The sequence below is a fragment of the Arthrobacter sp. Soc17.1.1.1 genome, from assembly GCF_036867195.1.
In the GTDB taxonomy this organism is placed as follows: Bacteria; Actinomycetota; Actinomycetes; order Actinomycetales; family Micrococcaceae; genus Arthrobacter_D.
Map to the genome: position 1 here is coordinate 2,147,042 of NZ_JBAJII010000001.1, position 19,960 is coordinate 2,167,001.

At 72.0% G+C, this 19,960-nt stretch carries 19 protein-coding genes and 4 tRNA genes; 6 read left to right on the top strand and 17 right to left on the bottom strand.

What is annotated here, in order from left to right; translation table 11 throughout:
• Window positions 1-140 precede the first annotated feature (140 nt).
• The 11 genes from aroB to V6S67_RS09970 all read right to left on the bottom strand — a co-directional run bounded on the left by aroB (window position 141) and on the right by V6S67_RS09970 (window position 11,918).
• The gene (gene aroB / locus V6S67_RS09920; RefSeq protein WP_334210099.1) at window positions 141-1,235 is read right to left on the bottom strand and encodes a 3-dehydroquinate synthase; all 1,095 of its coding nucleotides are present in this window, start codon (window positions 1,233-1,235) and stop codon (window positions 141-143) included.
• Entirely contained in the window at window positions 1,225-1,836 is a 612-nt protein-coding gene (locus tag V6S67_RS09925; protein ID WP_334210100.1) for a shikimate kinase, read from the bottom strand. The genes aroB and V6S67_RS09925 overlap by 11 nt, the downstream gene beginning before the upstream one ends.
• The gene (gene aroC / locus V6S67_RS09930) at window positions 1,836-3,044 is read right to left on the bottom strand and encodes a chorismate synthase (protein ID WP_334210101.1); all 1,209 of its coding nucleotides are present in this window, start codon (window positions 3,042-3,044) and stop codon (window positions 1,836-1,838) included. The genes V6S67_RS09925 and aroC overlap by 1 nt, the downstream gene beginning before the upstream one ends.
• A 32-nt stretch (window positions 3,045-3,076) precedes the next feature.
• Window positions 3,077-3,964: a shikimate dehydrogenase gene (locus tag V6S67_RS09935; protein ID WP_334210102.1), complete on the bottom strand. Its 888-nt coding sequence runs from the start codon at window positions 3,962-3,964 to the stop codon at window positions 3,077-3,079.
• A gap of 11 nt (window positions 3,965-3,975) precedes the next feature.
• Complete coding sequence (gene mltG / locus V6S67_RS09940) at window positions 3,976-5,196, bottom strand: endolytic transglycosylase MltG (protein ID WP_334210103.1); 1,221 nt, start codon at window positions 5,194-5,196, stop codon at window positions 3,976-3,978.
• Window positions 5,193-5,813 carry a Holliday junction resolvase RuvX gene (gene ruvX / locus V6S67_RS09945; protein WP_334210104.1) on the bottom strand — a complete coding sequence of 207 codons (621 nt, stop codon included), beginning with the start codon at window positions 5,811-5,813 and terminating at the stop codon, window positions 5,193-5,195. Before ruvX ends, mltG begins: the two co-directional genes overlap by 4 nt.
• 5 nt (window positions 5,814-5,818) lie before the next feature.
• Window positions 5,819-8,497, bottom strand: coding sequence for an alanine--tRNA ligase (gene alaS, locus V6S67_RS09950; RefSeq protein WP_334210105.1), 2,679 nt, complete (start codon window positions 8,495-8,497; stop codon window positions 5,819-5,821).
• 141 nt (window positions 8,498-8,638) lie between these two features.
• Window positions 8,639-8,923, bottom strand: a complete 285-nt coding sequence (locus V6S67_RS09955) for a DUF6167 family protein (protein WP_334210106.1) — start codon at window positions 8,921-8,923, stop codon at window positions 8,639-8,641.
• A 23-nt stretch (window positions 8,924-8,946) separates the two neighbouring features.
• Window positions 8,947-9,321 (bottom strand): DUF948 domain-containing protein, encoded by a 375-nt coding sequence (locus V6S67_RS09960; RefSeq protein ID WP_334210107.1) that lies wholly within the window; start codon window positions 9,319-9,321, stop codon window positions 8,947-8,949.
• 153 nt (window positions 9,322-9,474) lie between these two features.
• Entirely contained in the window at window positions 9,475-10,101 is a 627-nt protein-coding gene (gene rpsD, locus V6S67_RS09965; RefSeq protein WP_087075826.1) for a 30S ribosomal protein S4, read from the bottom strand.
• A 332-nt stretch (window positions 10,102-10,433) separates the two neighbouring features.
• Window positions 10,434-11,918, bottom strand: coding sequence for a replication-associated recombination protein A (locus tag V6S67_RS09970; RefSeq protein WP_334210108.1), 1,485 nt, complete (start codon window positions 11,916-11,918; stop codon window positions 10,434-10,436).
• Window positions 11,919-12,015: 97 nt separating this feature from the next.
• Between V6S67_RS09970 and V6S67_RS09975 the strand changes: the two genes are divergently transcribed.
• The gene (locus tag V6S67_RS09975) at window positions 12,016-12,678 is read left to right on the top strand and encodes an acVLRF1 family peptidyl-tRNA hydrolase (protein WP_334210109.1); all 663 of its coding nucleotides are present in this window, start codon (window positions 12,016-12,018) and stop codon (window positions 12,676-12,678) included.
• Here V6S67_RS09975 and rpe read toward each other — a convergent pair.
• The 5 genes from rpe to V6S67_RS10000 all read right to left on the bottom strand — a co-directional run bounded on the left by rpe (window position 12,675) and on the right by V6S67_RS10000 (window position 17,638).
• Complete coding sequence (gene rpe / locus V6S67_RS09980) at window positions 12,675-13,355, bottom strand: ribulose-phosphate 3-epimerase (protein ID WP_442884764.1); 681 nt, start codon at window positions 13,353-13,355, stop codon at window positions 12,675-12,677. The two genes, V6S67_RS09975 and rpe, sit on opposite strands and share 4 nt — an antisense overlap.
• Window positions 13,356-13,405: 50 nt before the next feature.
• Window positions 13,406-14,989: an RsmB/NOP family class I SAM-dependent RNA methyltransferase gene (locus V6S67_RS09985; protein ID WP_334210111.1), complete on the bottom strand. Its 1,584-nt coding sequence runs from the start codon at window positions 14,987-14,989 to the stop codon at window positions 13,406-13,408.
• On the bottom strand, window positions 14,986-16,026 hold the full coding sequence (locus V6S67_RS09990; RefSeq protein WP_334210112.1) for a methionyl-tRNA formyltransferase: 1,041 nt from the start codon (window positions 16,024-16,026) through the stop codon (window positions 14,986-14,988). The genes V6S67_RS09985 and V6S67_RS09990 overlap by 4 nt, the downstream gene beginning before the upstream one ends.
• Window positions 16,023-16,616, bottom strand: a complete 594-nt coding sequence (gene def / locus V6S67_RS09995) for a peptide deformylase (RefSeq protein WP_334210113.1) — start codon at window positions 16,614-16,616, stop codon at window positions 16,023-16,025. The genes V6S67_RS09990 and def overlap by 4 nt, the downstream gene beginning before the upstream one ends.
• A 146-nt stretch (window positions 16,617-16,762) precedes the next feature.
• A complete protein-coding gene (locus tag V6S67_RS10000) occupies window positions 16,763-17,638 on the bottom strand; it encodes a cytochrome (RefSeq protein ID WP_334210114.1) in 876 nt (291 codons plus the stop codon).
• Between the two features lie 173 nt (window positions 17,639-17,811).
• On the opposite strand from V6S67_RS10000, the gene V6S67_RS10005 reads away from it, so the two are divergent.
• From V6S67_RS10005 to V6S67_RS10025, 5 genes are all read left to right on the top strand, one after another.
• Window positions 17,812-17,885 (top strand) — tRNA-Gly (locus V6S67_RS10005).
• A gap of 52 nt (window positions 17,886-17,937) precedes the next feature.
• A tRNA-Cys gene (locus tag V6S67_RS10010) sits at window positions 17,938-18,008 on the top strand.
• A gap of 50 nt (window positions 18,009-18,058) precedes the next feature.
• A tRNA-Val gene (locus V6S67_RS10015) sits at window positions 18,059-18,130 on the top strand.
• A 29-nt stretch (window positions 18,131-18,159) separates the two neighbouring features.
• Window positions 18,160-18,233, top strand: a tRNA-Gly gene (locus tag V6S67_RS10020).
• Between the two features lie 145 nt (window positions 18,234-18,378).
• Window positions 18,379-18,630, top strand: a complete 252-nt coding sequence (locus V6S67_RS10025; RefSeq protein WP_334210115.1) for an antitoxin — start codon at window positions 18,379-18,381, stop codon at window positions 18,628-18,630.
• Window positions 18,631-18,727: 97 nt separating this feature from the next.
• Here V6S67_RS10025 and zapE read toward each other — a convergent pair whose 3' ends face one another.
• Window positions 18,728-19,759, bottom strand: a complete 1,032-nt coding sequence (gene zapE, locus V6S67_RS10030; RefSeq protein ID WP_334210116.1) for a cell division protein ZapE — start codon at window positions 19,757-19,759, stop codon at window positions 18,728-18,730.
• Window positions 19,760-19,960: the final 201 nt, after the last annotated feature.

Genomic DNA, 19,960 nt, shown 5'->3' on the forward strand with positions numbered 1-19,960 from the left:
ACTTTCGTCGGTTTCGCTGATGGATGGGCCGGCCGGGGCACGGCGGGCGCGGGGAAACGCGCCAAAAGTCCAGAGACCAGTCTACCCTGCGCGGCGCGGCGGCCCGCTGGGCCCCTCCGGCGCCCGGTGGGGTGGACAGGTCAGGAGGCGATCTCCTGGTACGCGGCGAACAGGAGCGAGGTGTCGGGGACCTCGAGCATGCCGGGCCGGCCGATGCCGTCGAGCACGACGAAGCGGAGCAGGTCGCCGCGGGACTTCTTGTCGCGGCGCATGCCGTCGAGCAGGGAGGCCCACCGGTCCCGGCGGTACGTGACGGGCAGGCCGAGCGACTCGAGGACCGTCCGGTGGCGGTCCGCGTCGGCGTCGTCGAGGCGCCCGACCATGCGGGAGAGCTCGGCGGCGAACACGAGGCCGACGGAGACGGCCGCCCCGTGCCGCCACGAGTACCGTTCGGCGAGCTCGATCGCGTGCCCGAGCGTGTGCCCGTAGTTGAGGTACTCGCGGCGGCCCGCTTCGCGCAGGTCCTCGGAGACGATGTCGGCCTTCACGCGGATGGCGCGCTCCACGAGGTCCCGCAGCACGGCGGACGTGCCGTCGGTCGCGGCGTCGGTGTCCTGCTCGATGATTTCGAGGATGGCGGGGTCGGCGATGAAGCCGCACTTGACCACCTCGGCGAGCCCGGTGACGAGCTCGTTCTTCGGCAGCGTGGCCAGTGCGTCGAGATCGGCGAGCACGGCGGCGGGCGGGTGGAAGGAGCCCACGAGGTTCTTCCCCTCGGCCGTGTTGATGCCGGTCTTGCCGCCCACGGCGGCGTCGACCATGGCGAGGAGGCTCGTGGGCAGGTGCACCACCCGGACGCCGCGGAGCCAGGTCGCCGCGACGAAGCCCCCGAGGTCGGTCACGGCCCCGCCGCCGACCGTGACGACGGCGTCGGAGCGGGTGAAGTCGTTCTGGCCGAGGACCTGCCAGCAGAACGCGGCCACCTGGATGTGCTTGCCCTCCTCGGCATCGGGGATCTCCGCCGTGACGGCCGTGAAGCCCGCATCGGCGAGCTCGGCGCGGACGGTGTCCCCGGTGGCGCGCAGGGCCCGCGGGTGGATGACCAGCACGCGGCGCACGCGTTCGCCGAGGATCGCGGGGAGCCGGCCGAGCAGTCCCCGGCCCACGACGACGTCGTAGCCGCCCTCGGCGGCGCTGCCGGTCACCGGGATGATGGTTGGTTCGTCAGTCGCCATGGGGGTCGGTTCCGCTCTCGTCGTTCGGGGTGTCGTTCGGGGTGTCGTTCAGGGTGTCGTTCAGGAGGTCGTTCGGGCTGCTGTTCTGGGTGTCGTTCCCGGCCAGGGCGCGCAGCACCGCGTCGGCAGCCGCCGCCACGGTGAGGCCGCGGGTGTCGACGACGGCGGTCGCCACCGCTGCGTACACCGGCCGCCGCGCGTCGTACAGTTCCTGCCACCGCTCGGCGGGCCGGCCCGCCAGCAGCGGCCGTCCCGTGTCCGCCCTGATGCGCGGCAGCACGGTCGCGAGGTCGGTGTCCAGGAAGACCACGACGGCGTCCGCCAGGAGCGCGCGGGTGCCGGGATGGAGCACGGCTCCCCCGCCCAGGGAGACCACGACGCCGTCCGCGGCGAGGGCCTCGCCCACCACCTCCGCCTCGAGGGCGCGGAACGCCTGTTCCCCGCCGCGGGCGAAGATCGCGGGGATGCTCCCGTGCCGCTCGGCGATGACGCGGTCCGTGTCGACGAAGCGTGCGTCCGTGCGCCGCGCGAGGGTGCGGCCGACGGCGGACTTGCCCACGGCCATCGGGCCCACGAGCACCACCCGGCGGTTGCCCGGCATCAGACTCCGGCGGAGTCCAGGAACTCCGGGATGCTCTCGAGGTAGCCGCGCAGGTTGCGGGCCGTCTCGGCGAGGGAGTCGCCGCCGAACTTCTCGGTGACGGCCTCGGCGAGCACCAGCGCCGTCATGGCCTCGGCGACCACGCCGGCCGCGGGGACCGCGCACACGTCCGAGCGCTGGTGGTGGGCGCGGGCCGCGGCGCCGGTGCTGACGTCGATGGTGCGCAGGGCGCGGGGCACCGTGGCGATCGGCTTCATCGCGGCGCGGACGCGCAGGGCGTCGCCGATGCTCATGCCGCCCTCGATGCCGCCGGCGCGGTTGGAGAGGCGGACGATCTTGCCGTCGTCGTTCCGGACGATCTCGTCGTGGGCGGCGGTGCCGCGGCGTGCGGCCGTGAGGAAGCCGTCGCCGACCTCCACGCCCTTGATAGCCTGGATCCCCATGAGGGCCGCTGCGAGGCGGGAGTCGAGCCTGCGGTCCCAGTGGACGTAGCTGCCGAGTCCCGGCGGGAGCCCGTAGGCGACCACCTCGACGACGCCGCCGAGCGTCTCGCCCTCCTTGTGGGCGGCGTCGACCTCCGCGACCATGGCGTCGGAGGTGTCCCGGTCGAAGCAGCGCAGCGGATCCGTGTCGAGGGCGATCACGTCGCTCGGCACCGGCAGGGGCGCGTCCTCGGGCACGGAGACGGAACCGATCGACACCGTGTGGCTGACGAGGTGGATGCCGAGCCCGGCGAGGAACCGGGCGGCCACGGTCCCGAGCGCCACGCGGGTGGCGGTCTCGCGGGCGCTGGCCCGCTCGAGGACCGGGCGGGCCTCGTCGAAGCCGTACTTCTGCATGCCGGTGAAGTCGGCGTGCCCGGGCCGGGGCCGGGTGAGGGGGGCGTTGCGCGCCGAGGCGGCGAGCTCCGCGGCGTCCTCGTCCTCGAGGGGGTCGGACGCCATGATCTTCTCCCACTTGGGCCACTCGGTGTTGGCGACCTCGATGGCCACGGGCCCGCCCTGCGTGATCCCGTGGCGGACGCCGCCGAGGATGCGCACCTGGTCCTGTTCGAACTTCATGCGGGCGCCGCGGCCGTAGCCGAGGCGGCGGCGGGCGAGGGCCTCCTGCACGTCGAGGCTCGTGACGGCGACGCCCGCGGGCATCCCCTCGATGATGCCGACCACGGAGGGGCCGTGGGATTCTCCTGCCGTCAACCAACGCAACATGGTTTCCATACTGCCATGCGGGGGCACGCGGATCAGCGCCGCGCTACCCCTACCGCGTCACACATCACATCGAGGACGGCTGCGCGTCCCTCGGCGGTGTCGGGGAAGGCGTCGGGGAAGAACAGTCGCACCTGCTCCACGGCCTGGTGGAGCAGCATGTCGAGGCCCGGCACGATCCGCCCGCCGGCACGCTGCCACGCCGATGCGAGGGCGCTGGGCCACGGGTCGTAGGCGACGTCGAGCAGGATCCCCCCGGTGCGGAATCCCGGGTCCGCCAGGAGGGCGGCCAGGGGGTCGGCCGCCCGGGGAGGGAGCGTGGAGACGACGACGCCGGCCTTTGTCACCGCGTCGGCGGCATCCGACCACGGCAGCAGCACGACGTCGATGCCGAGCGCAGCGCCGAGGCGCAGGAGGTCGGCCGCGGCCTCGGGCCGCCGGACCGCCACACGGACGTCGGAGGCGCCGAGCCGGGCGAGACCGGCGACGGCGGCCGCCGCGGTGCCGCCCCCACCGAGGATGACGGGGGTGTCCGGATCCTGCACCCCGGCGGCGGCCAGCGCGTTCGCCACGCCGACGACGTCGGTGTTGTGCCCGGTGAGGTGGCCACCGGTGTCGCCCGCGGCGGGATCGACCACCACGGTGTTGACCACGCCGAGCACGGCGGCGGGTTCCGTCACGACGTCCACGATCCGCGCCACGCCGCCCTTGAGGGGCATGGTCACCGACAGGCCGCGCCAGCCGGGCGTGGTCCTCACGCCGGCGATGAACGCGCCGAGCTCCGGCTCAGGTACGTCGATCGACGTGTACGAGCACCCGATGCCGAGCATCCGGTAGGCGGCCGCGTGCAGCAGCGGGGACTTCGAGTGCCCGATGGGCGAGCCGATCACGGCGGCCCGGGACTGCGCCGCCGGAACCGTCACCTAGCTGCCACCTACTCGCACCGTCCGGGGTGGTCGGTGCACCAGGCGAGGTACTCGTCGACGTACTGCAGGTGCTCCGCATACGTCTCGGAGAACTTCGTCTCGCCGGTGTCGAGATCCACCGTCACCCAGAAGTAGAAGGGCACGTCCGCCGGGTTGACCGTCGCGTCGATGGCCTCGTCGCCGGGCGAGCCGATGGGGCCCTTCGGCAGGCCGGGGTTCGCGTAGGTGTTGTACGGGTTGGAGGTGTCCTGCTTTTCCTCGTCCGTGAGCTGGTAGCTGCGCTTGCCGAGACCGTAGGTCACGGAGGCGTCGGACTGGATGAAGCCGCTGGTCTCGGTGTTGCCCGGGGTGAGCCGGTTGTTGATCGCACCCGCCACCGTGGCGTAGTCCCCCTGCTGGGCCTCGGCCTGCACGATGCTCGCGATGGTGAGGATCCTGTACTGCTCCGACGGGTCGGTCACGCCGTCCTGGGCGAGGCGGTCGGTGGTCGCCTTGACCATCTCGGTGATGATGTCGGTGGCGGTCGCCTCGATGTCGAACCGGTACTCCCCCGGGTGCAGGTAGCCCTCGAGCGAGAGTGCCTGCTGCGGGAGGCCGAACTGCGTGGGGTTCGCGGCGAGGGCGTCGAACTCGGTGCGCGGGATGCCGGTGGAGGTGCTGAGGATGTCGAAGACCTCGCCCTGGCGCAGGTCGCGCGCCACGGCGGCGTAGGACACGATCGAGGGGTCCTCGCCGAGGAGCGCCTCGGCCGCGTCGGCGGCGGGCATCTGGAGGCGCATCTCGTACTCGCCGGGCTGGACCTCGCGGCCGTCGGAGATCGCCGCGAGGGCCTCCATGAAGGTGGCGGAGTCGGCGACGATGTCGGCGCTCTCGAGCCCGTTGCCGATCGCGAGGGCACCGGCGCCCTCGGCGACGGAGAACACGGTCTCCTCACCTCCCGGACCGGCGTAGTCGGTGACGTCGTTCAGGCCGAGCATGTCGCGCAGCATGAGTGCCACGCCGTAGACGGTGCCCGCGAAGAGCATGAGGACCACGAGCATCACGACGGTGCGGCGCAGGCGCCTGCGCCGCTTGGCCTTCGACGGCTGGGGGCGGCGGCCGCGGCGGGGCGTGTCCTGGTCCGCGAAGAACTGCTCCACGGGCTCGGGGTGCGCGTAGCCGTCGTCGTAGGCGGGGTTCCGTCCGTCGGATCCGGAGGCGGCAGGGGAATGGCGGGTGTGGTTGTTCACGACTCCGGATCCCTCCTGCTGGATGAACTGTCCTTGATAACCGGCTCCTCTGTAGGGGTCAGCAATGGGCTCTGGGCGCCCTCTGCATCACGCACAGGAACCGGATCCCCCACGTCCCGTCCGCGTGAACGTTGCGTGTCGATGGCATGCTGGAGAATTTCGACAGCTGCCACCTGATCGACAACCTTACGATGCTCGCGGCTGCTCAGACCAGCCGCGTGCAGCGAGCGGTGGGCCGACACGGTGCTCAGCCGCTCGTCCACCAAGCGTACCGGTACGGGCTGGGCCTGTCGCTGGAGTTCCTCGACGACCAGCGCCGCGTACGTCCTGGCCATCTCGGCCGAGGCGCCCTCCCGCCCGCTGAGGTTCTTCGGGAGCCCGATGATGATCTGCACCACCCCGCGCTCCACGGCCTCGTTCACGAGGATCCTCACGTCGGTGTTCCGGCGTGCGTCACGCTTGAGGGTGCGGATGGGGGTGGCGAGCAGCCCGTCCCGGTCGCAGCCTGCGAGGCCCACCCGGACCTGCCCCACGTCGACGCCGAGTTTCGGCCCGTGGGGGTAGGGGGCGGACCCGCTCGTACCGGGGTCCGCTCCCCTGCCGTCGCCGGCCGTCACGGCGGTCAGCGTTCCGCCACGGCAGTGCGGATGGCGGTGAGCGCGTCGGGGATGCGCGAGGCGTCCGAGCCGCCGCCCTGTGCGACGTCGTCCTTGCCTCCGCCGCCGCCGCCGAGGATCTTCGCCGCGGTGCGGACCAGCGCCCCGGCCTTCACGCCGGCCGCGCGGGCTGCCTCGTTGGTCGCGACGAGCACGAGCGGGCGATCCTGTGAGACGGCCGTCGCCGCGACGACGGCGGCCTCCGAGCCGAGACGGCCGCGCAGGTCGAGGACGAGCGTGCGCAGGTCGTCGGCGCCGCCGACCTCCCCGGCGTCGTGCGCGATGAGGCGCACGCCGTCGACGTCCACCGCCGTGTCGACGAGCGACCCGGCGGCGACGGCGAGCTGCTCCCGGCGGAGCCGCTCGAGGTCCCGCTCTGCGGTCTTGAGCTTGGCCAGGGTCGCGGAGATCCGTTCGGGCAGCTGCGCGGACGGCACCTTCAGCATGTCGGACAGCTCCGAGACCAGGGCGCGTTCGGCGGCGAGGTGCCGGAACGCGTCCAGGCCCACGAGGGCCTCGACGCGCCGGTTGCCGGAGCCGACCGACTGCTCGCCGAGCAGCGTGAGGCTGCCGATGAGCGACGTGGACGCCACGTGCGTGCCTCCGCAGAGCTCCCGCGAGAAGTCGGCGTTCATCTCGACCACGCGGACGGTGTCTCCGTACGCCTCGCCGAAGAGGGCCGTCGCCCCGAGTGCCTTCGCGTCGGCGAGGGGCATGATCTTCGTCTCGACCTCGTAGTTGTTGCGGATCGCGATGTTGGAGACCTCCTCGATCTCCGAGCGCGCCGCGGCGCTGATGCCCTCGCCCCAGGAGAAGTCGAAGCGGAGGTATCCGGCCTTGTTGAAGGATCCGCGCTGCAGGGCCTCGGGGCCGAGGATCTCGTGGAGGGCGGCGTGGACGATGTGCGTGCCCGAGTGGGCCTGCTCCCCCGCGTGCCGGCGCTGCCGGTCGACGGCGGCGGTCACCGTGGCGCCCTGCACCACCTCGCCCTCGCGGACGACGGCGCGGTGCACGCTGAGGCCCTTGATGGGCCGCTGCACGTCGAGGACCTCGACGGTGAAGCCGTCGCCGGTGATGAGCCCGACGTCGGCGGCCTGGCCGCCCGCCTCCGCGTAGAAGGGGGTCTGGTCGAGGACGAGCTCGATCTCGTCGCCCTGGAGGGCGCTGGGGATCGACTGCCCCTTGGTGAGCAGGCCGAGGATGGTCGCCTCGGAGGTGAGCTCGTCGTAGCCCGTGAACACGGTCTGGCCGCGGCCGAGCAGCTCGGTGAAGACCGACAGGTCGGCGTGGCCGGCCTTCTTGCCGCGGGCGTCGGCCTGGGCGCGCTGACGCTGCTCGAGCATCAGGGAGCGGAAGCCCTCGGCGTCGACGGCGAGACCCGCCTCCTCCGCCATCTCGAGGGTCAGGTCGATCGGGAAGCCGTAGGTGTCGTGGAGGGTGAAGGCATCCTGGCCGGAGAGCGGCCGCTCCTCGGCGAGGGACTCGCGGACGGCTTCCTCGAGCCGTGCGGTGCCCGAGGCGATGGTGCGCAGGAACGCCTTCTCCTCGGCGTAGGCGATGCGGCTGATGCGCTCGAAGTCCTGCTCGACCTCGGGGTAGACGCCCTTCATTGCGTCGCGTGACGCGGGGAGCAGTTCCGGCAGGCAGGCCTTCTCGACGCCGAGCAGGCGCATGGCGCGGACGGCCCGGCGGATGAGGCGGCGCAGCACGTAGCCGCGACCCTCGTTGGACGGGGTCACGCCGTCGGCGATGAGCATCAGGGAGGAGCGGATGTGGTCGGCGACCACGCGCATGCGGACGTCATCCGTGTGGTGCGGGTCGTCGGGCGACTCGGCGCTGGTGTAGGTCTTCCCGCTGAGCGCCGCGGCCCGGTCCAGGACGGGACGTACCTGGTCCGTCTCGTACATGTTCTCGACGCCCTGAAGGATCATGGCGAGCCGCTCGAGCCCGAGGCCGGTGTCGATGTTCTTCTTCGGCAGCTCGCCCAGGATCTCGAAGTCGTCCTTGCCGGTGCCCTCGCCGCGCTGGTACTGCATGAAGACGAGGTTCCAGATCTCCACGTACCGGGTATCGTCCGCCTCGGGGCCGCCGTCGACGCCGTAGGAGGGGCCGCGGTCGTAGAAGATCTCCGAGCAGGGGCCGGCCGGGCCGGGCTGGCCCGTGGACCAGTAGTTGTCCTTCTTGCCCATCTTCTGGATGCGCTCGGCGGGGACGCCGATGCTGTCGCGCCAGATCTGCAGGGCTTCCTCGTCCTCGTGGTAGACGGTGATCCACAGGCGCTCCGCGGGCAGGCCGAAGCCGCCGTCGGCCACGTCGCTGGTGAGGAGGTCCCAGGCCATGCGGATGGCCTCGGCCTTGAAGTAGTCGCCGAAGGAGAAGTTGCCGCACATCTGGAAGAACGTGCCGTGGCGGGCGGTCTTGCCGACCTCCTCGATGTCACCCGTGCGGATGCACTTCTGGACGCTCGTGGCCCGGGCGTAGGGAGCTACCTCACGCGCGGTCAGGTACGGGATGAAGGGCACCATCCCGGCGACCGTGAACAGCAGCGACGGGTCGGAGGAGATGAGCGACGCGGAGGGCACGACGGTGTGCCCGTTCTTCTCGAAGTAGCCGAGCCAGCGGCTGGCGATCTCGTGGGACTTCATGGGGGGATCCTTCAGGGTCGGGGCACGATGCTGCGGGGCACGGACGAATGCCGGGCCGCCTGGGCCGCCCGGGGCGGGACCGCGGGCGCCACGCATGCGGTCGGCACCTGCGGGATGCGGCGGCGGTCGGGCCGCCCGCGGCTAGCGGAGGGAGCGGCGGGAAGCGGGGGCGTCGTCGGCGCCGGGCGCACCCGGGGCAGCGGGCGCAGCGGGTGCCTCGACGCCGAGCGCGGCGCGGAGATCGTTCTCGCGCTCGCTCATGGCGGACCGGAGGGCGTCGGCGAAGTCGGCGATGCTGTCGCTGATCTGGCCGACGGCCCGGTTCAGGCCCTCGGGACCGAGGGTGGACTTCGCCTGCGACACCTTGCGCACGGCGACGACGCCGATGGTGATGCCGGCGGCAAGCCAGAAGGCTCTTCTGATCATCGTTCTCTCCGGTTCGTTGAGGGCTAGCGGCTGCGGCGGCGGCGCGCGGGGGACGTACGGCCGGCGAGGGCTGACCGGACGCCGTAGGAGAACGCAGACACCTTGATGAGCGGTGCTCCGATCGTGGCGGCGACCAGCGACGAGAGGGCGGAGATGTTGGCCGAGGCGTCCGACACGTTCGAGGTGATGCCGTCGACCGCCTTCAGCTGCTGGTGCGTGGTGTTCACGGTGCTCGTGACCTCCCCGATCAGCGGGGTGGTCTCATCGGTGACCGTGCGGATGGCCTTGCGCAGCTCGTCGAACACGCGACCGAGCTTCCAGATGGGCACGGCCAGCAGCAGGACCAGGACGGCGAACACGCCAGCAGCTATCAGGCCGGCTATATCTCCACCTGACATGGGCGGTCTCCTTTACGCAGGGGCCGCCTCCGAGGGCGGGCACGGGAATTCTTGCTCTTAGTACCTTACAGAACGAAGAGCCCGTGGCGGGTGCCACGGGCTCTTCGTTCACTCGTCACGCTGTCCGGCGGACCGGTCCGCCGGATGGGAGGACTAGCGTGCGTAGTACTCGACGACGAGCTGCTCTTCGCAGGTCACGGGGACCTCGGAGCGCTTCGGGCGACGCACGAGGCGTGCCTGGAGCTTGTCGAGCTGGACGTCCAGGTAGCCGGGGACGGCGGGAAGGACGTCGCGGTGCGCACCGGCGGCCGCAACCTGGAGCGGGACCATGGTCTCGCTGCGGCTGTGGACGTGGATGAGCTGGCCTTCGGAGACGCGGAACGACGGGCGATCCACGCGGGCGCCGTCGACCATGATGTGACGGTGCACGATGAGCTGGCGGGCCTGGGCGCTCGTGCGGGCGAAGCCGGCACGCAGCACGAGGGCGTCGAGACGCATCTCGAGCAGTTCGATCAGGTTCTCACCGGTGAGGCCTGCCGTGCGGCGGGCTTCCTCGAAGATCCGGGCCATCTGCGCTTCGCGGATGTTGTACTGGGCACGCAGACGCTGCTTCTCGCGCAGACGTACGGCGTAGTCGCTGTCCTGCTTGCGACGCGCGCGGCCGTGCTGGCCCGGCGCGTACGGCCGACGCTCGAGGTACTTCTCCGCCTTCGGGGTGAGGGCGATGCCGAGGGCCCGCGAGATGCGGACCTTCCGGCGGGCACGTGTGTTGTTAGCCACGTCTACCTTTCGATGATTTTTGCGGCGAAGAAGCGGACTCGCGCCACGGGGGCGTCCGCACTTCCTGGTGTCGCTGGCCTCCACTTGCGGAGAGCCGGGATTGGCCGCTTCCCGGTACTACAGTCCGCCGCGACCCTGGCCACCACCCCCGCGAGGCGGCAGGAGACCTGCTGCGGAGCATGGGAGGACGGCTGGTACACGACGACTTGCCAGTCAGCGCCCAATATTACCAGTGCGCGGGCCGGCAGGCCGAATCGGCCGCATCGGTCGGACCGGCCGCCCCGGTGAGGCCGCGGCCCGCCGCACTACCTCCTGCCTCCCGCTACGTCCCGCTACTTCCCGCGGATGATCCTGCGCAGCCGCGAGAGGCGCGCGGAGATGTCCCGCTCCGTGCCGCGGTCCGTGGGCTCGTAGTAGTCCCGTCCCACGAGGTCGTCGGGGGCGTACTGCTGCAGGGCGATCCCGTGCGGCTCGTCGTGCGAGTACACGTATCCCCTGCCGTGTCCGAGCTGCGACGCCCCGGGGTAGTGGGCGTCCCGCAGGTGGGCGGGGATGCCCTGGCCGCGACCCGCCCGGACGTCCGCGATGGCGGCGTTGATGCCGTTGTAGGCCGCGTTGGACTTCGGCGCGGTGGCGATGTGCACCACGGCCTCTGCGAGGATGATGCGGGCCTCGGGCATGCCCACCAGCTGGACGGCCTGGGCGGCGGCGACGGCGGTCTGCAGCGCCGTCGGATCCGCCATCCCCACGTCCTCCGCCGCGGAGATCATGAGCCGTCGAGCGATGAAGCGGGGGTCCTCTCCGGCCTCGAGCATCCGGGCGACGTAGTGCAGGGCCGCGTCCACGTCGGAACCCCGGAGCGACTTGATGAACGCGCTCGCCACGTCGTAGTGCTGGTCACCGGCACGGTCGTAGCGCAGGGCGGCGACGTCCACGGCCTTCTCGGCGTGGTCGAGTGTCACCAGGACGGGCAGCAGCTCCTCCCCGTCGCCCCCGTCCTCCCTGTCCCCGTCCTCGGTCCCCGCGGCGGTCGTGGGGTGGCCCTGTCCGGGACCGCCCGCGTGCGCGTCGTGCGTGTCGCGTTCGGACCGGGCGACGCCGGCGGCTGCCTCCAGGGCCGTCAGCCCGCGCCGGGCGTCACCCGCGGCCAGGCGCACGAGGTGCTCGAGTGCCTCGGGGGACACCTCCACGGTGCCGGCGAGGCCGCGCTCGTCGCGGACGGCACGTTCGAGGAGGCCGCGGATGTCCGCCTCGTCCAGCGGCCTGAGGGTCTGCAGCAGCGAGCGCGAGAGCAGCGGCGATACCACGGAGAAGGAGGGGTTCTCGGTGGTGGCCGCGATCAGGACCACCCAGCCGTTCTCCACGCCGGGCAGCAGGGCATCCTGCTGGGCCTTGTTGAACCGGTGGATCTCGTCGAGGAACAGGACCGTGGTCTGCCGGTAGAGGTCGCGGGCGGTCAGGGCCTCGTCCATGACCCGCCGTACGTCCTTGACGCCTGCGGTGATGGCGGACAGTTCGACGAACGTCCGACCCTGGCCGCGTGCGATCACGTGCGCCAGCGTCGTCTTGCCGGTTCCCGGCGGGCCCCACAGGATCACCGACGACGGCGCTGCGTGCGCGCCGGGGTCGTGCTCGCCGGCGAGGGTGCGCAGCGGCGACCCGCGGCCCAGCAGGTGCTGCTGACCGACCACCTCATCCAGCGAGCGCGGGCGCATGCGGACCGCCAGGGGGCTGCGCGGCCGCCCGGCGCCGGGCACGCGGCCACCCGCGGAGGGCGCGTCGTCGTCGTCCGCCGCCGCGCTGAATAGATCATTCACAGCGTCAACGTTACTGTGGGCCACTGACGCAGCGGGCCGCGCGGGTGCCGGCCGCAGCACCCATCGACTCGGGGCCCGTGCCCTGCGAAGGAGCACCGTGTCCACGACCAGGTCCGTGCTCGTCGAGGCACGGCGGCTCGACGGCTGGCTCACGCGGTTCGAGCAGCGCAACGGCCCCGCCACCGTGCAGCCCGCCGGGGCTGCGCCGGGCTCCCTCGAGGTCCTCGCCGAGAACGGGTGCCGGGCGGTCCTGACGCCATCCCTCCCCCCGACCGCAGCCGGACCCGCAACGGGGCGGGACGGGCTCGTCGCCGCCCTGCTGTCGGGGATCGATCCGGCCGCGCCGGTGGGGCTGCTGCTCATCCGGCGCGGCGGCTACTCCGTGGGGGTGGCCCGGGACGGCTCGGTGGTGGCCTCGAAGACGGGTACGCGTTACGTCCAGGGCCGCACCGCCGCCGGCGGCTGGTCGCAGCAGCGCTTCGCCCGGCGTCGCGCCAACCAGGCCGATGCCCTCGTGGAGGACACAGCGGTCCGCGCCGCGGCGATCTTCTCCGCGCATCCGCCGTCCTGCCTGCAGCTCGGCGGGGACAGGACCCTCGCCGTCGCGGCGCTCGGCGAACCGGTCCTCGCGTCGGTCGCGGGCCTGCCGCAGGTCCCCTTCCTCACGGTGCCGGATCCGCGGCTCGCGGTCCTCGAGAAGGCGGCCGGATCGGCGCTGTCCGTACGGATCACCGTCACCGATCCGCCCGCCGCCCCCTAGGACCGCCCGCGCGTCGCGGCCGTGCGCAGTGCGGTGATGGCGGCGCCGGCGTCGTCCGCCCCGTAGACGGAGGAGCCGGCCACGAAGACGGTCGCGCCCGCGTCGGCCGCGCGGAGGATGGTCTCCTCCGTGATCCCGCCGTCCACCTGGATGACCAGCGGGAGGTCGGCGCCCCTGACGGCCTCGGCCGCGCGGCGGATCTTCGGCAGCGTGAGGTCCAGGAAGGACTGCCCGCCGAAGCCCGGCTCCACCGTCATCACGAGCAGCATGTCCAGCTCACCGAGCAGATCGAGGTAGGGCTCCACCGGTGTGGCCGGCCGGAGCGCCATCCCTGCCCGGGCGCCGGCGTCGCGCAGCTCCCGGGCCAGCTTCACGGGCGCGGCGGCGGCCTCCGCGTGGAAGGTCACGGACGCGGCCCCGGCCTCGGCGTACTGCGGTGCCCAGCGGTCCGCGTCCTCGATCATGAGGTGCACGTCGAGCGGCAGCGGGCTGACCTCCTGGATGCGCCGGACCACGGGCAGGCCGAGCGTCAGGTTCGGCACGAAATGGTTGTCCATCACGTCCACGTGCACCGCGTCGGCGGTGCCGATGCGCTGGAGCTCCGCCTCGAGGTTGACGAAGTCCGCGGAGAGGATGCTCGGGTTGATCCGGAGATGGGTCACAGCCGTTCCTTTCATTGCCGCAAGTCCGCGTGCGGCATCGCGGCCGCACACGATCGGACGCCTTGTTACGGAGTCTTCCTGATGAGCGCCAGGTACATCGCGTCCGTACCGTGCACGTGCGGCCAGAGCTGGGCACTCGCGCCGTGGCCGGCGTCGAGCCCTCCCGCGATGCTGACCGCGTCCAGCGCGGCGCCCGCGTCGACCCGCTCGAAACCGGTGCGCCGGCGGAGGCAGTCGTCGACGACGGCGTCGGTCTCGGCGTGGTGCGGCGAGCACGTGACGTAGGCGACCACGCCGCCCGGGGCGACGGCGTCGAGGGCCGAGGCGAGGAGCTCCCGCTGCAGCGGCGCGAGGGAGACCAGATCGGCGGGCTTGCGGCGCCACCGGGACTCGGGCCGGCGGCGCAGCGCGCCGAGCCCGGTGCAGGGCGCGTCGACGAGCACGCGGTCGTAGTGCGCCGGCTGGTCCCGGCCGATGTCCCGGCCGTCGCCGACGCGCACGGTCCAGGAGTCCTCGGGCAGGGGCCGCAGCGCCTGCCGGACCAGCTGGGCCCTGTGCGGCACCGGTTCGTTGGCCGTCAGGTGCACGCCGGTGTCCTGACCGAGGGCTGCCAGCAGTGCCGTCTTCCCGCCGGGGCCGGCGCACAGGTCGAGCCACCGCTCGGCGTCGTCCGTCCGCCGGTCGACGGGCACGGCGGCGAGGGCGCGCGCCACGAGCTGGGAGCCCGAGTCCTGGACGCGGATCGTGCCCGTCGAGACGCCCGGGAGCCGGCTGACGTCGCCACCGGAGTAGTAAGCGGAGCCTGGTGCGAGGAGGCCCGGCTCGGCTCCTTCGCCGAGGGCGTCGTCCAGCGTCGCGAGCCCGGGCAGGGCCACGAGGTGCACCACGGGTGCGGCGTTGTCAGCGGCGAGCAGCGCGTCGATCTCCGCGGCGTCGCGGCCATGGGCGACGAGCGCCTGGCGCAGGGCGCGGACGATCCACTCGGGGTGGCTGTGGGTCAGGGCGGCGATGGCGGTGGCGTCCGTCAGGCCGTCGACGAGTTCACCGATCCAGGCCTCGAGGTCGCGCGCGCTCACCTTGCGGAGTACGGCGTTCACGAGCGACGACGGGCCGGCCCCGATGACGGCGCGCACGAGGCCCACGGTCTGGTCGAGCGCCGCATGCGCGGGCACGCGCATCGCGAGGAGCTGGTGCACCCCGATCCGCAGGGCGTCGAGCACCGCGGGGTCCAGCTGGCCGAGGGGCCGGTCCACGCAGCGGGCCAGGACGGCGTCGTACGTCCCCTGGCCGCGCAGCGCGCCATAGGTGAGCTCCGTGGCGAAGCCGGCGTCGCGCCGGTCCAGGCGGTGCTTGCGGATACTCGCCGGCAGCACGAGGTTGGCGTACGCGTCCTCGGCGGCCACGGCACGCAGCACCTCGAAGGCGACGAGGCGGGCGGGGTCCGCGCGGCGCGTCCGCTGCGACGGGGCGGCCTGCGAGAACTGGCGCTCCCCACCCCGGTTGCGTTCACGCCCCTGGTCGTTGCGGCGACGGTTGCCGCCGCCCTGCCCGCCGCTCCTGCCGGACCCGGGTCCGCGGGACGGGCCCTGTCCCCCGCCGCTCCCGGACCCGCGGTCGGCCCCGCCGTTCGATTCGCCGTTCGCCGTCACTCGAACACCAGCTCCCCGCGCGCTGCCGCGCCTCGTGCCCAGTCAAGGGCGTTCATCATCTTCTTGCCGGCGGGCTGCAGCTCGCCGAGGACCACGGCGCCCGAGCCCGTCCCGACGAGGACCTGCCGCCCGGCGACCTTCAGCGCACCCGGCGTGAGGGGCGCGCCGGATCCCCCACCGACCGGCGCGTCCGCGCCGCCGGCATCATCCGCACTGTCTGCACTGTCTGCACTGTCTGCACTGTCCGCACCGACTGCACCGACTGCACTGTCCGCACTGTCCGCACTGTCCGTGACGGGCGTGACGGGGCCGAGCTTCACGCGCTGCCCGTCGAGGGTGGTCCACGCGCCGGGTTCCGGGGTGACGGCGTTGATGCGCCGGCGGACGGCGGCGGCGGGCTGGGACCAGTCGATCCGGGCGTCGTCGATGGTGAGTTTCGGGGCGAAGCTCGGATCCCCGGTCTGCGGCGTCGCGGTGACGCGACCCGCCGAGAGGCCCGAGAGTGTCTGCACGAGGAGGATCGCGCCGCTGTGCGCGAGGCGCCCGAGGACCTCCCCGCTCGTCGCGGACGGTTCGAGGGTCTCGGTCATCACCCCGAAAACGGGTCCGGTGTCGAGCCCCTCCTCGAGGAGGAACGTGGTCGCCCCGGTGACGTCGTCCCCGGCGAGGACCGCGTGCTGCACGGGCGCGGCGCCCCGCCAGGCGGGCAGCACGGAGAAGTGCAGGTTGATCCAGCCGTGCTCGGGGACGGACAGACCGGCGGGCGGCACGATACCCCCGTAGGCCACGATGGCCGCCGCCTCGAGCCCGAGGGTGCCGAGGTGCTCGATCAGCTCCGGGGTGAAGCGGTTGGCCTTGACCACCCGCAACCCGAGCTCGTGCGCGGCCACGGCGACGGGGCTCGGGGTCAGCACCTTCCGGCGCCCGACGGGCGCGTCCACGCGCGTGAGGACGGCGGCGACGTCGAAGCCGGCCTCCACGAGGGCCCTGAGTGACGGCACGGCGACCTCGGGCGTGCCCGCGAAGAGGATCCTCATCGGGTGGTCCTGCCGAACGCGCCGCTGCCGCCGCTGCCGGGGGTGAAGCTCGACCCGAGGGTGCGGGCGCGCTCCGCCGCGGTGCGCGATGTGACGAGGTTGTAGTCCGCGCTCCGGATGGCCCGAAGGGCGTTCCTGCGGTCCTCACCCTCGAGACGGTCGATGTACAGGGTGCCGCGCAGGTGGTCCGTCTCGTGCTGCAGGGCACGCGCGAGCATGCCCGTGCCCTCGACCACGACGTCCTGGCCGGAGATGTCCTTGCCGGTGACGCGGGCCCAGTCCGTCCTGTCGACGTAGCTGCCGAGACCGGGGACGGACAGGCAGCCCTCGACGTCGGACTCCCCCTGGGACGCGCCGTCGGTCTCGAGCACCGGATTCACCACGTGACCCTGCGCTCCGTCCACGCGATAGGTGAAGACCTGCAGCCCGATCCCCACCTGCGGTGCGGCGAGCCCCGCGCCCTGCACGTCGATCATGGTCTCGGTCATGTCCTCGACCAGCCGGGCGAGCTCCGGTCCGAATTCGGTCACCGCGGCGGCCGGCGTGCGGAGGATCGGATCGCCGATCATGCGGATACTCAGGACGGCCATCGGTGCTTGTTCCTCGCTTCGGTCAAGGACTGCGCAGGGAGGCGCAGGACGGGATACGGTCCGCGGCGCTGGGCCGCGAGGTTCCCGTCAATCCTAGTGCCGACGCGCCGCGCACGACGGACGGAGTGTCTCCGGACCGGGTCGGCTCAGGCCGGCAGGGCTGATCCTGCGGGCACCGACGGGGCGGGCGGCGGGCCGATGGGCAGCAGCGCCCGGCCGGCCTCCTCGGCGTCGAGCCCCGCCTCCCACGCGCGGCGCAGGGCGCAAAAGCGCAGCCAGTGCTTCCTCAGCACCTCCGGGTTGGCACGCATGGCGCGGACCTCGGTCTGCCCCACGGCGACGCCGAGCAGCAGGGGCTGGTCGCCGTGCGGCCAGGCACGCCACTCCCCCTTCTGCGGGTCCACGAGGCATTCCTCCGCCTTCATCCCGGCCACGAGCTGCATCACCACCTTGTCGTCGAGGGCCTTCACGAAGCCGTCCCGGTCGGTGTTCTTGGTCTTGTAGTCGATCAGGCAGGTACGTCCGCCGATCGTCGCCACAAGGTCGAGCGTCCCCGCGTAGCCGAGCTCGGTGTTCCAGACGGTCAGCTCGGGTTCCACCGGGCGGACGTCGTAGAGGCTCCACCATTCGTCGAACCGCTGGGCGAAACCGGCCTCGCCGTTCTCCTCGAGGGCGAGGCGGGCGGCGTCGAGCTCCTCCGGACGGCCGAGCGCGCGCAGCGCCACCTGCTCGCAGTAGTGGTGGACCCGGGTGCCGCGCAGGGCCGCCTCGTCCCGGTAGCGCTCGGCCGCGGAGGCCGCGTCCCTGACCGCGGACCGCAGCTCGGACGGGTTGCCGAGCGCCACGGGCAGCCGCGGATCCCGCGAGAGCGCACTGGCCGCCATGTGGCCGAACCAGCCGCCGAGCGAGGTGGGCAGCTGCGAGATCACCGTGGTGATGGACGGGACGGAGGGCTGGTCCGAGGTGGAGCGGGCATACATCCTGCCGTGGGGCGTTGCGTGTGCGAGGAGCGGGGCGGTCATGGCTCCAGTCTCTCAGGTGCCTCTGACAGCCCCGCGCCGCAGCGACGACCGGCCGACCACCGGCCGATTGGACGAACCCTCAAACGTCCTATAGAGTTTTTTCTCGTTGGAAAACGAAGAAACACCGCGAAATGCAGGTCATGGAGCGGGGTTCTCGGGTCTGTTCTCCTTCTGCGGACGTAGCTCAGCTGGCTAGAGCACCACCTTGCCAAGGTGGATGTCGCGGGTTCGAATCCCGTCGTCCGCTCGCAAGTCACTGTTCGGCCGGATCAGTCCGGTGGCCGGGGTCACCCGGTCATGGTGGGGTGGCCGAGAGGCGAGGCAGCGGCCTGCAAAGCCGTATACGCGGGTTCGAATCCCGTCCCCACCTCTCGACGGGACGGGCACGAGTACGGACAGAAGTACGAGCACCATGAAAATGGGCGATTGGCGCAGCGGTAGCGCGCTTCCCTGACACGGAAGAGGTCACTGGTTCGATCCCAGTATCGCCCACGACGGCGCCCCCTCGGGGGCGCTTTTTTGCGGACGTAGCTCAGCTGGCTAGAGCACCACCTTGCCAAGGTGGATGTCGCGGGTTCGAATCCCGTCGTCCGCTCGCAGACCGGTCCTGAGAAGGACCGGTCTTTTTCTTTGCCCCGTGCGGGCCGGCGCGGACTTCTCCCAGGACATCCCCATCCTGCTCGCCTATGATGGACGGAGCGGAAACGGTCCTGCGTTTCCACGACCGAAAGGAGGTGTCCGTGGGTTTATTGGACGGGCTCAAGGACAAGGCCGGCGCCCTCGCGGGTAAGGCGACCGAACTCATTGGCGATAATTCCGACAAGGTGAAGAACGGCATCGGGAAGGCCGGCGATTTCGTCGACGGCAAGACCCATGGCAAGTACTCGCACCACATCGACGGAGTGCAGACGAAGGCTTCGGCGATGGTCGACCAGATCGACAAGAAGGACGGCAAGGGCGACGTCGGCCCTACCCCTCCGCCGGCCGTGTGATCCCAGCCTGGCAATAAGGAGCGCCGGTCCCGCCGAGAGGCGGCACCGGCGCTTCCTGCTTTCCTGCCCCCCTGGCGTACCGGGGGGCGGGGTGCGGTCAGCTCGCGACGTCGCTCCCCTGCCGCGCGAGCGCGGTGAGGCGGGAGACCGCCCTGTAGTACTTCTTCATGTACCCGCCGCCCATCATCTCCTCGGTGAAGAGGTGGTCGAAGGTGGTGCCGCTGGCCATGATCGGCACGTCCCTGTCGTACAGGCGGTCGGCGAGGACCACGAACCGCAGCGCCACGGACTGCTCCGTGATGGTCTGCACGTTGTGCCAGGCCACCGCGTCGACGCCGTCGAGGAGCTGCCGGTAGCGGCTCGGGTGCACGTCGGCGAGATGCCGGATGAGGTCCGAGAAGTCGTCCTCCGCGAGGACGCCCGCCGAGAAGGCAGCGATGCGTTCCCGCAGGGCGGCATCGTCGATGGCGTCCGGTGCCTGTGGCAGCCCGCGGTGCCGGTAGTCCTCCCCGTCGATGCGCGCCACCTCGAACTGGTCCGCGAGGACCTGGATCTCGCGCTGGAAGTCCTGCGCCGCGAACCGGCCGTCCCCGAGGGACCCCGGGAGCGTGTTCGACGTCGCGGCGAGCTTGACGCCCGCGTCGGCGAGCTCGCGCATGAGGCGGGACATCAGCACGGTGTCGCCGGGGTCGTCGAGCTCGAACTCGTCGATGCAGACGAGGCTGTAGCCGCTGAGCGCGTCGACGGTCTTGCGGAAGCTCAGCGCCCCCACCAGGTTCGTGTACTCCACGAACGTGCCGAACGCCTTCCTGCCCGAGGACGCATGCCAGAGGGAGGCCAGGAGGTGGGTCTTGCCGACGCCGAAGCCGCCGTCGAGGTAGATGCCGGCGCGGGTCGCGGGCTTCTTCGCGCCGAACAGCCTCCGGAGGCCCGAGGGCTCCGGCTCGTTGACCGCGCCGGCGAAGTCGCGGAGCTTGGTGACGGCCGCCGACTGGGAGGGCTGCTGCGGATCGGGACGGTAGGAGTCGAAGGACACCTCGCCGAAGCGGGGCGACGGGTAGAACCCGTCCAGCAGATCATCGACGGAGACCTTCGGGGACCGCTCTGTCAGGTGTTCGATGGCTGGCACGGATCTGGACCGCTTTCTCTTGTCCGGGGAGGTCGTCGGGAACGGCCCTGCACGCCGCCGTTCCGCTAGGCAAGACTACGGCAAGCACCCGCGCCCGCCCGGGCAGGGGGCGGGTACCGACGCCCCTTGACCGGGGCCCGCCCGGGGTCGTGCCGGGTACGGGCAGCACGCGGAGGCGCCGGAAGCTTTCGCCGCACCGCG

What these genes read in the sequence shown, in the direction of transcription:
- V6S67_RS09925 (WP_334210100.1), bottom strand. Translation starts at nt 1,836, where the DNA reads ATGCCGGGCAACCGCCGGGTGGTGCTCGTGGGCCCGATGGCCGTGGGC.
- def (WP_334210113.1), bottom strand. Translation starts at nt 16,616, where the DNA reads ATGGCCGTCCTGAGTATCCGCATGATCGGCGATCCGATCCTCCGCACG.
- V6S67_RS09955 (WP_334210106.1), bottom strand. Translation starts at nt 8,923, where the DNA reads ATGATCAGAAGAGCCTTCTGGCTTGCCGCCGGCATCACCATCGGCGTC.
- aroB (WP_334210099.1), bottom strand. Translation starts at nt 1,235, where the DNA reads ATGGCGACTGACGAACCAACCATCATCCCGGTGACCGGCAGCGCCGCC.
- V6S67_RS10000 (WP_334210114.1), bottom strand. Translation starts at nt 17,638, where the DNA reads ATGACCGCCCCGCTCCTCGCACACGCAACGCCCCACGGCAGGATGTAT.
- aroC (WP_334210101.1), bottom strand. Translation starts at nt 3,044, where the DNA reads ATGTTGCGTTGGTTGACGGCAGGAGAATCCCACGGCCCCTCCGTGGTC.
- alaS (WP_334210105.1), bottom strand. Translation starts at nt 8,497, where the DNA reads ATGAAGTCCCACGAGATCGCCAGCCGCTGGCTCGGCTACTTCGAGAAG.
- V6S67_RS09960 (WP_334210107.1), bottom strand. Translation starts at nt 9,321, where the DNA reads ATGTCAGGTGGAGATATAGCCGGCCTGATAGCTGCTGGCGTGTTCGCC.
- V6S67_RS09990 (WP_334210112.1), bottom strand. Translation starts at nt 16,026, where the DNA reads ATGAGGATCCTCTTCGCGGGCACGCCCGAGGTCGCCGTGCCGTCACTC.
- rpe (WP_442884764.1), bottom strand. Translation starts at nt 13,355, where the DNA reads ATGAAAGGAACGGCTGTGACCCATCTCCGGATCAACCCGAGCATCCTC.